General features: G+C 60.0%; 13 protein-coding genes and 1 pseudogene. 7 read left to right on the top strand and 7 right to left on the bottom strand.

Translation table 11 applies throughout. The features are described 5' to 3' along the window. Positions 1–21: 21 nt before the first annotated feature. Positions 22–801, bottom strand: a complete 780-nt coding sequence (locus tag AC0L2R_RS29375; RefSeq protein WP_473513051.1) for a GlcG/HbpS family heme-binding protein — start codon at positions 799–801, stop codon at positions 22–24. A 218-nt stretch (positions 802–1,019) separates the two neighbouring features. Between AC0L2R_RS29375 and AC0L2R_RS29370 the strand changes: the two genes are divergently transcribed. Then, positions 1,020–1,145, top strand: coding sequence for a hypothetical protein (locus tag AC0L2R_RS29370; protein ID WP_473513049.1), 126 nt, complete (start codon positions 1,020–1,022; stop codon positions 1,143–1,145). Between the two features lie 314 nt (positions 1,146–1,459). Next, on the top strand, positions 1,460–1,699 hold the full coding sequence (locus AC0L2R_RS29365; protein WP_473513047.1) for a hypothetical protein: 240 nt from the start codon (positions 1,460–1,462) through the stop codon (positions 1,697–1,699). A gap of 403 nt (positions 1,700–2,102) precedes the next feature. Here the strand turns inward: AC0L2R_RS29365 and AC0L2R_RS29360 are convergent, their stop codons facing one another. The 4 genes from AC0L2R_RS29360 to AC0L2R_RS29345 all read right to left on the bottom strand — a co-directional run bounded on the left by AC0L2R_RS29360 (position 2,103) and on the right by AC0L2R_RS29345 (position 4,874). Beyond that, positions 2,103–2,819 carry an RNA polymerase sigma factor gene (locus AC0L2R_RS29360; RefSeq protein ID WP_473513046.1) on the bottom strand — a complete coding sequence of 239 codons (717 nt, stop codon included), beginning with the start codon at positions 2,817–2,819 and terminating at the stop codon, positions 2,103–2,105. A gap of 144 nt (positions 2,820–2,963) precedes the next feature. After that, complete coding sequence (locus AC0L2R_RS29355) at positions 2,964–3,359, bottom strand: plastocyanin/azurin family copper-binding protein (RefSeq protein ID WP_473513044.1); 396 nt, start codon at positions 3,357–3,359, stop codon at positions 2,964–2,966. Further along, the gene (locus AC0L2R_RS29350) at positions 3,356–3,733 is read right to left on the bottom strand and encodes a hypothetical protein (RefSeq protein WP_473513042.1); all 378 of its coding nucleotides are present in this window, start codon (positions 3,731–3,733) and stop codon (positions 3,356–3,358) included. Before AC0L2R_RS29350 ends, AC0L2R_RS29355 begins: the two co-directional genes overlap by 4 nt. A gap of 217 nt (positions 3,734–3,950) precedes the next feature. Beyond that, positions 3,951–4,874 carry a glycoside hydrolase family protein gene (locus tag AC0L2R_RS29345; protein WP_473513041.1) on the bottom strand — a complete coding sequence of 308 codons (924 nt, stop codon included), beginning with the start codon at positions 4,872–4,874 and terminating at the stop codon, positions 3,951–3,953. A 408-nt stretch (positions 4,875–5,282) separates the two neighbouring features. Here AC0L2R_RS29345 and AC0L2R_RS29340 point away from each other — a divergent pair, with 408 nt between their 5' ends. After that, entirely contained in the window at positions 5,283–6,455 is a 1,173-nt protein-coding gene (locus tag AC0L2R_RS29340; RefSeq protein WP_473513040.1) for a glycosyltransferase, read from the top strand. Positions 6,456–6,457: 2 nt separating this feature from the next. Then, entirely contained in the window at positions 6,458–7,633 is a 1,176-nt protein-coding gene (gene glf, locus AC0L2R_RS29335; protein WP_473513038.1) for a UDP-galactopyranose mutase, read from the top strand. A gap of 83 nt (positions 7,634–7,716) precedes the next feature. On the opposite strand, the gene AC0L2R_RS29330 is transcribed toward glf, so the two are convergent. Then, a complete protein-coding gene (locus AC0L2R_RS29330) occupies positions 7,717–8,862 on the bottom strand; it encodes a glycoside hydrolase family 1 protein (protein ID WP_473513036.1) in 1,146 nt (381 codons plus the stop codon). A 704-nt stretch (positions 8,863–9,566) separates the two neighbouring features. Between AC0L2R_RS29330 and AC0L2R_RS29325 the strand changes: the two genes are divergently transcribed. Next, positions 9,567–11,027, top strand: coding sequence for a glycoside hydrolase 5 family protein (locus AC0L2R_RS29325; protein WP_473513034.1), 1,461 nt, complete (start codon positions 9,567–9,569; stop codon positions 11,025–11,027). A 349-nt stretch (positions 11,028–11,376) separates the two neighbouring features. Here the strand turns inward: AC0L2R_RS29325 and AC0L2R_RS29320 are convergent, their stop codons facing one another. Continuing rightward, positions 11,377–11,541: a hypothetical protein gene (locus AC0L2R_RS29320; RefSeq protein WP_287244436.1), complete on the bottom strand. Its 165-nt coding sequence runs from the start codon at positions 11,539–11,541 to the stop codon at positions 11,377–11,379. Positions 11,542–11,609: 68 nt separating this feature from the next. Here AC0L2R_RS29320 and AC0L2R_RS29315 point away from each other — a divergent pair. After that, positions 11,610–11,752: pseudogene (locus tag AC0L2R_RS29315) on the top strand (ATPase domain-containing protein); the annotation flags it as partial. A 1,135-nt stretch (positions 11,753–12,887) separates the two neighbouring features. Further along, positions 12,888–13,196 (top strand): chemotaxis protein CheB (locus AC0L2R_RS29310; RefSeq protein ID WP_473513032.1); only part of this gene is annotated, 309 nt, incomplete at its 3' end.

The raw sequence follows: 13,196 nt of genomic DNA, 5'->3' as shown, positions 1-13,196 counted from the left end.
ACGCCGCCTGTTGCACCTGTCTCATTCGCGCATCGAGCCGCCGACCCCGGCGCCGAGTTCCGCTGCAATGTCCGCCTCGCTTCCGGCACATAGTGGATGGCCCCAGCCGGAAGCGCTTTTCCCGCCGGGGTCGAGATCATGGACGATGGCGTCTTTGCGAATTGGATTGACGCCGGCCGGCACCTTGTCCAGGCCAAGCGTAGCGCGTGTGCGCCAGGCGACATTGTGATCGGCACAGGAAGAATCGCCGCTCACGCCAAGCCCCCCGACGATCCCTTTTCCATCGTAAAGCGCCAAGCCGCCGCCGAACGCGACTATTCCCCCGACGGGCTTTCCCATCAGCGGGTCATTGGGACTTCCAAATGTTGACGGATTCCCGGCATAAGCGGCCGCCTGGTTGACAGGATTGGTGGCCTGCAGGCCGAACAGAGACCCGCCCGGCTGGACCGCCGCGTAGAGGTTGGCGGTCGAAAGGGCCATATCGGCAAGGCTGAGTCCGTTGGCCGTACTGGCCTTTTCGGCTGCAACCAGCCGACTGCCGGGCCATTGGGCATCGGGTGTGGGACCGCTGAAGACGACGGCGCAGACTGCGCCGTCGCGAGCCACGACCGCCGCCCATTCATGGGTCTCGAAACCACCATTGGCGGGGCCGCCGCTCGCCCTGACGCTCGCCTTGAGCGCACTTAGCAACTTGCCGTGGCCGACAGGACAGGCCGCCTGAGCCCAAGCTTTTCGCTCGACGTGGAAGATCGTCAGCAGGAACAGACCCAACACTATTGAGGCAGTCCAATGACGATCCATCACCCGCGCCGCGTTTTATTGAACTCCTTCAACGCACGAGAGGCGCAGAAGTGCCAAGGCGCGATTAAAATAATGAGGCGAGTAAATCAAAGATCGGCTCGGAAGCAGCGCACTTGCGTTCGATAAGTGGAACGGTTCTGGGCCGCTCTCGTGACGCGGGAACCAGCCTCGGCAAGACACGTTGCTAAGTCATCACCTTTACAAAAGGGATCCGTGCAATGGCAAAACAGATATCTCGCGACGAGGAGCAACGTGGCACCGGAAAAATCATGATGTGGGGCGTCGTAGTCTCCGCTCTGCTTTTTGTTGCCCTGATAGCCATATTCGTCCTCGGGCCGATCTGATTCGGTTGCGGGAGCGAGCTTCGACCTGCAAGTTGTTTACGTGATCGGCAGCCATCGCCGCACCTCTGACCGTCGATCAACAAACTCGGTCACCACCCGCGGGGGAGAGGACATGCAGTGCGAAGTCAAGCGCTGGCAAGGAGGCTCTCGCGTGGGGCTTTCCAGCGCAAACGAGCGCCAAGAGGACGCGAAGGCGGATCAAAGCGCGATGGAATAGACAATTCGGTGTGGTTTCTCGGGGTTTCCCGCGTCAGTTGCATCGCAGCTGCAAACACGCTACTATTGCCTTCTTGCGTTCCCGGGGGGGAAGGTGGATGAGCATCGTCCATAGGGTCGGTCCAGTTCTAGATCAGGCGATTGCCGCCGTCCTCAACAGGGCCGGCCATGGGGACACCGTCTCTGTCAAAGCGGCATTGGACCAGGTCCGGCATGCAGCACCTGGTTTGGTCGCATCCAATGACGATCTAACCGAAGCTATCGTCGAAGTCGCTGCTGCCCTGGGCCTGTTCGTGGCTTTCGATGAGCACGAGCGCTATCCGCTCAGTCCCGCTTAGAGATCCAATATTGCTCGGACGAAATATTCCAGCCATTCATGGAACCCTTTTGCAACCGACGAGTTGCGCTTAGAGCTGAAGGTGACCGCCATGGCAACCCGAGAGAGAGATCGTGGCTTCCGAGAATTGGTCCGTTCGGACGACAACCGGCGGAGTCTACGCAAGCGATTAGGACTGGAGGGCGATCAAACTCTGTCGCCGAGGCTCGTCGCATTAGCCTTGAAGCTTCAGAAGGAGCTTGAGCGGCGAGAGCAAGAGGTGGCTGACGAGAACTCTCATCACCCTGAAGTTCGTCATGGCACCCATCCGGTGACCGTAGAGGGCACAGCGCGAAAGAGCGGGCCACAAGACCCATGCTGACGCGTTGCGAAGATAATCGTCGTACGTACACAATCTGTTGCGATCAAAGTCCGTCAAGGCCCTCCTGGCTACGCAAGCCTTCGACTACCCGGTCGGCTATCCATTCGCACTGCGCCCCGGCGAAAGGGAAAAGGTCAGAAAACGTCGCCGAGAAGTTCTTTTCGACCGCTAGTCGTATCAGTCGGCGCGCCCGGTGGAGCCGCGTCTTCACCGTTTCTGGCTTCAGCGATAACTGGCCTGCAGTGTCATCTGTGCTCATTTCTTCGATGTCGCGGAGGATGAAGACCAGCCTGAGAGGATCGGGCAGATCGTCGACGGCCTTTTCGAGCATGTTGCGGATTTGCTTGCGGGCAAGCTCGGCATCAGCGCCTGGCGGCTTCAGCGAAGTCGGAAACATGATTACCGAGCATCCATTAACGCTGTCGGAAATGTCCAGTACGGCCAGTTCAGTGGAGGGCCGTCGCTTTCGCGCCCGCCCAAGCGCCTCGTTGAGGGCGATCCGGGTCAGCCAGGTCGAGAACCGCGAATTTCCACGGAATGAATTGAGCTTGGTGAAAGCCCTGACATAGGTCTCCTGCACGATGTCTTCCGCCTCGCCGTCGTCGCGCATCACCGCACGGGCGACCCGAAACAGGCGCCGGTTGTTGTGCTTGACGAGCAGGCGGATGGCGCTTTCGCCGCCCTTACGAGCAACTTCGACAAGCTCCTCGTCGCTCAGCCCCTCGAGGTTCGTCTGGTTCGGTGCGACCGCCAATCTCATGTCGAGATCTCCCTTTCGTCGATCACTCGTGCCGCACGATACCCTTGGCGACGATCTCCTCGACCGGCGGAAAGCCATTTAGCGCGGCCCTCGGCAAAAGCGTCAAGCCTGTGGCCTCGGCACCTTCGGTGCCGGACGGGTTTCCTACGACGATGCGGCCACCATCCCCGCATGTTCGTGCGGCACGCAGTAGTAGTCATAAACTCCCTCCTCGTCGAAGCGGAAGGAAAACGTTTTGCCCGGCAACAGATAGTCCGAATTCCAAGGCTTGGCTCTAGCTCGAATGCGCCGCGGACGCTCGAATACCTCCGGATGGTAGGACGTGGCCGTGTGCGAATTGCCTCGGTCGCGGTTGACCCACTGCACGGTCTGCCCTGGCTGCACCCGCAGGCCGACCGGATCGAACCAGACATGCGAGCCGTCAGCCTTGCCCTGCATGTTGATTTCTGCTGGCTTGTCAGCTGTGGCCGCCGGCTTGGCCAGGAGAGCGGCGAGGATCCCCCCGCCGGCCTCCAGCACGCGTCTGCGCGTCAGGATCATTGCGCGACCTTGGCTTCATCGGCCGCCGCGACGTGCCACAGGACGACATGGACGTGTGGCTCCTCGACGCCCGGGTGGCCGGCATTGTAGTAGACATCGACATGATCGACATTGCCGCCGGGTGCGGCTAGATCCTCGAAACTGACGAGCGCGCCATCATGATCGTAGGCCAGGAACGGTCCGGCAGGCAGGCTCGCCGGATCGACAAAGAGTTGGCCCATTCCCGGCAGGAAGTCCGGGAGCTTGACCAGGCTGCTGACGGGCTTGAACGCGCCGGACGGCGGTGACTTGGCGACTTCGGCGGGAACATCGTGCGCGAGCGCGGTGAGCGAGCCGGCAAGCAATATGACGAGCGCGGCGGGAACGAGTTTCATTGACCATCTCCTTGGGCGGATGCCGCCGCTTCATGCGGCGACCTCGAGCCATTGGATGGCGGTCTACCAGAAAAGTTCCCGCAAAGACTGCTGAGGACCTTCGAAGCCGAAATTCACGCAGGTCGTGAGAGATGTTTCGCGTGGCTCCGCCTGGACCAACAGGGACGCGGATAATCGGTCATGGCGCAGCAAGTACGCCTCGTGCCGGTCTTCCCTGCTACGCAACTCGCGAAGGGGCTTGCTGATCCAGGTCGCAACTAGCCAGTCCGAAACGCCAGCGATGGTTCGTTGCCTCACGTCTGCTCTGGTAGAACAAGGTCAGTTTCCCGCCCTCGATCATCACCGTCGAATGGCCGTTTTCCCCAGGCTCACCAGGATCGAGCACGGGGCCGATCGAGACGTAGGGACCCTGGACGTCCTCGGCTATGGCGAAGAATACGCGCTGACGACTTCCGCGCGGACCGTCGGGAAGGAAGCAGGTGGCGTTGAGAAGCACGCGACCGTCAGGCAATTCGACCAGTTGGGCGCCCTCGATCCCCCATTCGTAGTCCGGATGCTCGCGCGCATTGTGGTGGGGAACGTCGAGATGATCCAATATTTTGCCGAGACGTCTCCATGGCCCGAACCAGGAATCGGATTGGCTGCGCGCCAGATAGACGTCAGGCTGCGGCACCCTGGTGAATTTAGGCATGCCTGAATAGACGATGTAGCGCCTGCCGCCGATAACCGCCGGATGGGGATCGTAGATACCGTCCTCATCGGTGTCCGGCAGCGACAATATCGCCGGATTCAGCACCACCCAGTTGAAGCCATCATTGGAAACCGCATGTTCGCAACGTCCGCCCGACTTCATGAATTCGGTCTGGATAAACATATGGAAGACGCCGCATTCATGAATGACGCCGGGTGCCGCTATGCCCGATCCGGTTACCGCCAAGTCGAGCGCCTCATGCTCAGTCCACGGCCCATAAAGGTCCGGAGCCGTGGCATGTAGTATTTTCCAGCTCTCGGTCGTGACGGTGCCGCTCGAGCCGAAGACGTGCCAAAGCGTGCCGTCGAACACCGGACAAGGATCCTTCAGATCATCCACGGCCTGCGGGTGAAACAGCGGAAAGACGTCGGTTTCGAAGTTGAATTTCATCTCTTGGCTCGCTCACGGCGTGTTTCGTCGGCGGTCGCGGGCCCGTGCGCCACTCGGCCGAATCGATTCACGGACCGTTAACTTATAGCTCCCCCGATTAACGCTTGTTGAACGACCAAACGTTCTCAACCGTTTTGTGGCAATGCGCCACATTTGTTGAGATCACGCGTGGCCGAGGCGCCCGCATGGTCAGGATGGTTCGGGCATCTGTGGCTGGCCGCTCCATTCATCGGTGGATCAATCGCGCAAGTGCGGCGCCACTGCTCAGACACGCACGCAGTTCAACTCTGTGGAACAACTTACTTCAATGGAAGTTAGATGTGCGCCTACGGGCCTCAGGTCGAACGAGCCTCGATTAACATATGTTACTTCTAGTGGATAGCGCACTATAACGAAGGGATAACTTGTATGGAAATGGCGGGCGGCAAGCAAATATCACCTAACATACCCGTAAAATCGTCAATCTTACTTTGCTTTTCTCACCTAAGATGGAATTTCGTACACCAACGCCCACAGCACATTCTGACGCTCGCTTCAAAACAGCAGCAGCTAATTTACTTTGAGGAACCGGTCTTCGAGGAAAGACACTACCCCTTCATGCGGGTGAATGATGAGACGCCGATGATCCGAACCGTAACCCCGGTTCTTCCGGCCGGGATCTCCGCAACAAAGGCGGACGCCATCCAGCGCAGGTTCGTCGACCAGATCCTCACCTCAGCCCCGCACGACCGGCTTACCGTATGGTATTACACGCCGATGGCGCTGCGTTTCAGCGATCATCTCCGCTGCGACGTGTGCGTCTACGACTGCATGGATGAACTCTCCGCCTTCAAGAACGCGCCGGCAGATTTGACGCAGATGGAAAAGGCGCTGTTTCAGCGCGCCGATGTCGTGTTCACGGGCGGACTGAGCCTGTACGAGGCCAAACGATGCCTCCACAAGTCGATCTTTCCCTTCCCAAGCAGCATCGACGTGGCGCATTTTCACAAGGCAAGACAGCCCGGCGATGACCCTGTAGATCAGGTCGACATACCTCACCCGAGAGTTGGCTTCTTCGGCGTGATCGACGAGCGGCTCGACATCGAGATGATCGCGCAGGCGGCTGCGGCAATGTCCGACGTGCATTTCGTCATGCTCGGCCCGGTGGTCAAGATCGACCCGCTAAGCCTGCCGCGCGCAGCTAACTTGCATTGGCTGGGTGCCAAGTCCTACGCCGATCTGCCTCGCTATCTCAGGCACTGGAGCGCCGGTTGGATGCCCTTCGCGCTCAATGAGGCGACACGCTACATCAGCCCGACCAAAACTCCCGAGTTCCTGGCGGCCGGACTGCCGGTGGTGTCCACGGCGATTGTGGATGTCGTGCGCACCTATGGTGCGGAAGGCCTGGTCGATATCGTCGACGCCGAAGATCTCGAACCCAAGCTTCGGTCTGTTTTATCGCGCCCGCGCGACTTCCTGCTAAACAAAGTCGACGCCTACCTCGCCAACATGTCGTGGGAGCGGACGTGGGAGGCAATGGCTGCCCACATCCAGCGCGCCTATGCCATGAAGAGCATTGTGCCGTTGCGCCGGGGAGCCTGACCATGTTCGATTGGCTCATTGTCGGTGCCGGCTTCGCCGGCAGCGTGCTTGCTGAACGCATCGCATCGCAACGGCATGAAAGCGTTCTGCTCATCGACCGGCGAAATCACGTCGGCGGCAACGCTTATGACTGTTACGACGAGGCGGGAATTCTGATCCACCGCTACGGGCCGCATATATTCCACACCAACGCCCAATCGATCATCGACTATCTCTCGCAATTCACCGAATGGAGGCCTTACGAACATCGCGTACTGGCTTCGGTCGACGGAAAACTGCTGCCGATACCGATCAACCTCGACACCATTAACCGCCTGTACGGCCTTGAATTGACATCCGAGCAGTTGGAGGAGTTCTTCGTTTCTCGGCGGGAAACGGTCGAAAAAGTTCGCACCGCCGAAGACGTGGTTGTGAGCACCGTCGGCAGGGAACTCTACGAAAAGTTCTTTCGCGGTTATACGAGGAAGCAGTGGGGTGTCGATCCGGCCCAGTTGAGCAAGTCGGTGACGGCGCGGGTCCCTACCCGGACCAACCGCGATGACCGCTACTTTGGCGACCTCTTCCAGAATATGCCGGCTGGCGGGTATACACGCATGTTCCAGCGCATGCTGGACAAGCCAAAGATCAGGATCATGCTGCAAACTGATTATCGCGAAATTCGCGACACGATCCCCTTTCAGCGCATAATCTACACCGGGCCGATCGATGAATATTTCGATTGGAGCCTTGGTCGTCTACCTTATCGGTCACTGCGGTTCGAGCACGTGACGCTTGACTGCGAGCAGTTTCAACCGGTCGCGGTAGTCAATTATCCGCAGACGGAAAACTATACCCGCATCACCGAGTACAAGCATCTGACCGGCCAGCAGAACCCGAAAACCAGCCTGACCTACGAATATCCAACCGATATCGGAGATCCCTATTATCCGGTGCCACGGGCGGAAAACGAGGCGCTATACAAACGTTATGAAGCACTGGCTGCCGCGTGCCCCGACGTCTGGTTCGTCGGGCGCCTGGCGACGTACCGCTATTACAACATGGATCAGGTCGTCGGCCAGGCCTTGGCGACCTTCGCGCGAATTCAACAAAGCCTGCCGGCAAATGGCGTGGCGCAGTTGCCAACGCAGCGAGCGACGCTCGATTCGTCGGGCAGGGCTCGCGGCGAACATCTATACTGATCTCGGACAGTGGTAGCCAAGGCGTGCCTTGCCGCGATCCGCCGCGAGAAGTGGCCAACGTCGCGCCTTTTTTTCGACGGCTACTAAACACCTGCCGTGAACAATGCGCGCTGGCGCTCCAATTCATTTGCAACCGGCTGGCGAAGACTGCGCGAACCGTCGGCATGTATCGTCGAGAACAAGCCGACTTCCGCGTGGCGCGAATTGTCCCAGCCGGGATACGCGGTCACCGGGTAAAGGCATATGCCCTGGACCGGCGTACCAAGGCTCATCGCGCCGCGGACCTCATCGCAAACATAGTGGAGCCATGCCGGCCGGCCTGACCCTTCAGCACCCGTCTCGGCGATAAACATAGGTTTCCTGTAGCGCTCAGCGACCTCGATCAACATGTCCGAAAGTGCCCGGTATTCGTGGTGACCCATTGGTATCGTTGGCCCCTGAAAGTACCATTGATTGTGCGGATAAAAGTTGAGCCCGATGACGTCGACACAGTCCTCGCTGCCGCCCAGTTCGGGCTCGGCACGGCCCGTCAGCATGTCATAGGCTTCAAACTGGCCCTGACGAACACTTTCTGCGCGCCGCTGCTCGGCGCGAGTGCGGTCGCGAGGAGCGACATGGATTAGCGGTTCAGCCCAGATGAACCTGCAATCAGGTTCGGCATCCCGCATGGCTTTGACGCCCGCAACCGCTGCCCTCACAAGCTGCCGCTTGAACCATCCCCGCTTCTTCGGCCCCACGCGCGGGAAATAGCCGACCTCTATCGCCCATGCGAAGAACGAGATTTCATTGATGGGACATACCAGGGGAGCTGTCCCGGCAACGGAGCGGTGAACCCGGACAGCCTCAGCGGCGAATCGCACATAGGCCTCGGTGAAACCTGAGCCACCCTGGTCGACATGATCCGGCGAGCCGTAGTGAAAGATATCCCAGATGACCTGCACCTCGGCGGCCTGAGCTGCTTCGATCATCGATATCCAACCCGACCAATCGAAAACTCCTGGCGCTGTTTCAATCAGGTGCCAGCGCAAGCCGTCGCGAATCGTGCGAAGCCCAAGGGCAGCACAACTGCGATAGTCGCCGAGGGCGTGCGTGTCGTGTGCAGTCGCGCGGATCAAATCGAGGCGCACTCCGTCGCCGCGCCGATGCGATGAGCACTCGAAACCAGCCATGAAGAAGCTGGCAAATACGGACCGGTACTCGCCTGGCGGACGCGCCGGATTGCTGCTCATACGTGCAACCCCTCGGCCAGGGCTCGCGCCGGCGCTCCCGCCGGGCGGCCGGCCTTTGCCGGTCTCGACCGCCACAAATTTCCTTCGGGCCTCCATCACGTCGTCCCCTGAGCTGTAAATGCCGTGCAAGCGTAGAATGTTGAGCAAGCAAGCGTGAGGGAGCCGAGTCCAGCCGTTGTCGGTGAGCAGACGTTGACCTCAGGATGGCAGGCTGGCGCTCTGAAGCCGCGCCTCGCCAATCGTTGTCGGGCTGGATGATGGAATCCGAAGAAGGAGAAGATCGCGGGCACGACAACTATGAAGCCGATGAGATGAACCGACACGCGCAATCTCCCCCACACTGCCTACCGAACTTGCCTGCGAACGTGAGGTTCCCCTTCGGCTGAAGTTTTTCTGGGGAGGCGACCTGCCAATCTGGCATTTCTGCCTTGTCGACGAAGCGACGCACGACAATTCCGCTCCCTTGTCATGTCCGCAGCGAGGGCTCTCACACGGCTATCTGAACCGAGCGTGCGTTCTGCGGCCTGCAACTTCTCTGGTGATCGGGTCGACATCACCAGATCCGCGCCGCTCTTGAGGCAGGGCGCCGCTGCGTCGGGACAGGGCATCGTTGTACCGCAAATGGGGCGAAAGGATCCAAGCCCGGCGAAACATTTTGCCACCGCGGCAGTTATACTGCTCCGCGGACGAAATTCGAGCATGCCTTGAACGATATCAGATTGGCGACACCGCTGGTCGGCGAAGTGGAAGACTCCGCGCCGAGATCGGCTGCGGGCCTGCCTTGGATCAAGGTAGCCGGTTCGTATTTCGTCACCGAGGACGGCGAGGCATGGACGCCGATCGGGCAGAATGATGCGGTAAGCTGGCCCGAACTCAATGGTCTGTTCCGGCGCGCCGATATGGCCGGCGTGGAAGATCATCTCCGTTGGCTGAAGGAAAGCGGCGTCACCTGTCTTAGGCTGATGCTGGAATATGCCCAGGTTCGCCACCGCTACTTCGAGAAGCCGCAGGGCCGCTTCGTGCCGGCGATGGTGGAACTGTGGGACGACCTCTTCCGTCTTTGCGAAAAACAGGGCTTGAGAATCCTGCTCACCCCCTTTGATACGTTCTGGCAGTGGCTGCACTGGCGCCACCATCCCTACAACCACCACAACGGAGGCGTGCTGGACCACCCGTCCCGATTCCTGGTCTGCCCCGATACCCGCCGCGCGATCAAGGCGAGGCTGGAATTCGTGGTTCGCAGATGGAGCGGCAGCGGAGCCCTCTTCGCATGGGACCTCTGGAACGAAATCCATCCCGAGCAGGCTCAGGGCAGCGCGGACGGCTTCGGCGCCTTCATCCATGATCTCAGCGATTTTGTGCGCCGCCTGGAAACGTCACTTTACGGCCGCTCTCACCCGCAGACCGTTTCGCTATTCGGACCTGAGCTTCGCTGGCGGCCGCAAATGCCGCTAGCCGCACCGATCTTCCGCCACCCCGACCTCGATTTCGCCTCCCTCCATCTCTACCAGGAGGGCACAATTGACGACCCCAGTGACACGGTGGCGCCGGCGCTTGGCATGGCGCGAATCGTCGGAGAGGCGCTTGGTGAAATTCTTGACGGCCGCCCTTTTCTCGATTCCGAGCACGGCCCGATCCACTCGTTCAAAGACAAGAAGATCACGCTCCCCGAACCTTTCGACGATGAATACTTCCGCCATTTGCAATGGGCTCACCTGGCGGCGGGGGGTGCCGGTGGCGGCATGCGGTGGCCGAACCGCTCCCCGCACGTGCTCACCCCCGGAATGCGGCGGGCGCAGCGTTCGCTGGCCGACTTCCTGCCTCTGATACATTGGGTTTCGTTCCGGCGTGTCCATCTCGGCGACAAGATGCGGGTTTCCGGTCCCGACATCGCGCCGGTCGCCTGCGGCGACGATTCCCAGGCAGTGGTCTGGCTGGTTCGCAGCGACACGATCGGGCGAAGCGGCATGCTGCGTGCCGGCACTGCGCCCATTCCTGCCGTCCTGGAGTTGCCCGGGTTGGCTCGCGGCACCTATCGCGTCATCGCCTGGGACACCGCGGCCGGCAGGCAAACAGCGGAATGGCAAGCGAATTCGGACGGCTGGCTGAAGCTTGATTTGCCGCCGTTCTCCGCCGATGTCGCCCTTGCCATCCGCCGGATCTAGGGAGGCAACTTCGCGCCGATGCCGATTTTCAGTGACCGGGGCTTTGGAGCCGTGTAGCCGGTGATGGGCTCGACATCGCAAGACTCCTCTGTACCGCCCGCACGGTCGAGCCGCCGGCAACCTCAGGATTTCGGTGACCGCAGCGGCTTCTTGAGGCTGCGCGCGGCCTTGCGCGTAAAGACACGTGACCTGCCAGCCGGAATGAGCGGTGGCTAAGTGGCGCGAACCTGATCTGCTTCTCTCGGCGTCGCCGTCGATAGCCGGGCATGATGCCGATCCGTCCCCCAAGCTACAGAAGGTGACGGGTGATGCCGTCTGCCCCGTCGCCACATCCTGCGTCGCAGCGCGGTCAGCCGCCAGTAGTCTGATCTGGTCGACCAAGTCCTTTCTTTGTAGGGAGTTTTTGCTTTTCTTTCAGCAGCCGAACAATCGCGTCGACGGGCGGCGCAAGGTCGGGCGGCGACTTGCTGTTCGAGCGCCACAAGTATCCAAAGAATGTTGTCAGTATGCGCATTGTCGTTACCTCCTGGACCACCAAACTTCGCTTGGGCGTTGTTGTTCCTGAACGGCAGGCCAAGCGCCGCTGTGGCAGGCAGGCACGGCTGGAGTCTGGACGGGATAGAAGTTCTGGAACTCGTTCCTCCAGAACTCAGCCGTGATCGCTCCCGGTTGCTGACCTCGTCCATTCTTCCGACCTGGAATTCGGGGAGACGGTCGAGGAGGCTTGGCTGAATAGACCGAGGGCAGGTTCTGGCGGTGGGCAGGGCGCAGGTGTCGTGGCGATACCGACAAGCTAAAGGGGTGCGTCCCGCCCCTCCGAATGGCGCTACTGAGCCGCATGTTCGACCGGCCAAAGGGTCGAGACTCAATCTGGAAAACGACGTGAAGTGCTCGCGTCTCGGATTGTTGCAAATTACATGGCAGAAGGGCGGACGAGTAGAACTTCTTTGCGAGACGACCGTTAGGACGGGCTTGTCAGCAGGCGGTTTGTCTTTCGTTTGGGTCGGGCAGCACTTTGACCTTGTGATGAACCCCTCTTCGATCAGCCCGCGTCCTTCCCATTCCCTCGGGGCGCGGGCTTCTTGTTTTTGTTGGGTGGCCCGTGGAGCGGCGCGGCTAAATGCGCGGCGGGCCTTTTTTGTTTCCGTGTGGAACTTCGGCGCGGACTGAAAGTTTCATTCGTGCAGCTGCGACATGGATGACTCCCGATGAGCCCGCGTCCTTTTTTCCCGAAGGGCGCGGACTTTCTTTCGTGCACAGACACCGGGCGGGTCACGTTTCGCGACATGCAGCGAAATGGCCGCTTGCGCGCCGCCTCAATCGCTCGCATTCCTCTGGAAAGTGCTGAGCAAAACGCACGATGGCAACTTGATGGCAAGTGTATCCCCTCACGAACTTGCCGGCCGGTTGCGCCGCTGCTGGACGAGGTTATTGGGCGTCACTTCCGGTGACTATCGCGTGCGCTTCGCCCAGCCACAGCTTCCAACCTGTAGTGAATGGATGGAACACAATCTTGCTGTCCAGGATGACGAAGCTGTCAGCGCCGTCGGTGGCGTCGAATCTTGACGAAGTGGCAGACCAGGTCAGCAGGGCAAAAGGACAACGAACTTATTTTGAGACGTGGTTGAACTCACCTTCGGGCAATTGGTCGCGCAGGTAATGCATGACAGTCGGACGGCATCATGGCCAACCAGATTCGAATTGGCAGTCAAGAGGACCATCCTCAGATAGTTGCGCCTGGGATCCTCCTCGAGATCGCCTGCGGCGCGGGGGCTCAGATGGTCTTCGAAAACCTGCTCTACGGATCGGGCAATTTAAACGCTCCGTTTGTCTCCGCTGCCAAACTGAAGGTGTTGCGGCTTGTTCCTTTACGTCGACAACGGAACGCAGTCACTCTCGGATTCGTTGCAATGTATGAGCAATGTTGGACACAGGTCGGGTCAAGCTTCGAACGATCAGGGCCGCATTTCAGAATTGCCCGAGAAGATCGAAAGGGTGAGCTCTCGAAATCGCTGCATCATCGTGGTCGGAGCCTCGGCTGGCGGCGTCGAGGCTCTGAAGCGGCTCGCGACCTATCTACCGCCCGATCTTACCGCTGCTGTCTTCGTGGTGCTCCACGTGGGCCAGACGAGCTATCTCCCGGAGATCCTTGATCGGGCTGGCCCTCTC

This window comes from Mesorhizobium sp. WSM4820 (genome assembly GCF_055811075.1).
Note: the sequence above shows the minus strand (reverse complement) of the source record. Positions and strands in the feature narration are given on the sequence as shown.

Coding starts and splice junctions, on each gene's coding strand:
- AC0L2R_RS29375 (WP_473513051.1), bottom strand. CDS start 801: ATGGATCGTCATTGGACTGCCTCAATAGTGTTGGGTCTGTTCCTGCTG.
- AC0L2R_RS29370 (WP_473513049.1), top strand. CDS start 1,020: ATGGCAAAACAGATATCTCGCGACGAGGAGCAACGTGGCACCGGAAAA.
- AC0L2R_RS29365 (WP_473513047.1), top strand. CDS start 1,460: ATGAGCATCGTCCATAGGGTCGGTCCAGTTCTAGATCAGGCGATTGCC.
- AC0L2R_RS29360 (WP_473513046.1), bottom strand. CDS start 2,819: ATGAGATTGGCGGTCGCACCGAACCAGACGAACCTCGAGGGGCTGAGC.
- AC0L2R_RS29355 (WP_473513044.1), bottom strand. CDS start 3,359: ATGATCCTGACGCGCAGACGCGTGCTGGAGGCCGGCGGGGGGATCCTC.
- AC0L2R_RS29350 (WP_473513042.1), bottom strand. CDS start 3,733: ATGAAACTCGTTCCCGCCGCGCTCGTCATATTGCTTGCCGGCTCGCTC.
- AC0L2R_RS29345 (WP_473513041.1), bottom strand. CDS start 4,874: ATGAAATTCAACTTCGAAACCGACGTCTTTCCGCTGTTTCACCCGCAG.
- AC0L2R_RS29340 (WP_473513040.1), top strand. CDS start 5,283: ATGGAAATGGCGGGCGGCAAGCAAATATCACCTAACATACCCGTAAAA.
- glf (WP_473513038.1), top strand. CDS start 6,458: ATGTTCGATTGGCTCATTGTCGGTGCCGGCTTCGCCGGCAGCGTGCTT.
- AC0L2R_RS29330 (WP_473513036.1), bottom strand. CDS start 8,862: ATGAGCAGCAATCCGGCGCGTCCGCCAGGCGAGTACCGGTCCGTATTT.
- AC0L2R_RS29320 (WP_287244436.1), bottom strand. CDS start 11,541: ATGCGCATACTGACAACATTCTTTGGATACTTGTGGCGCTCGAACAGC.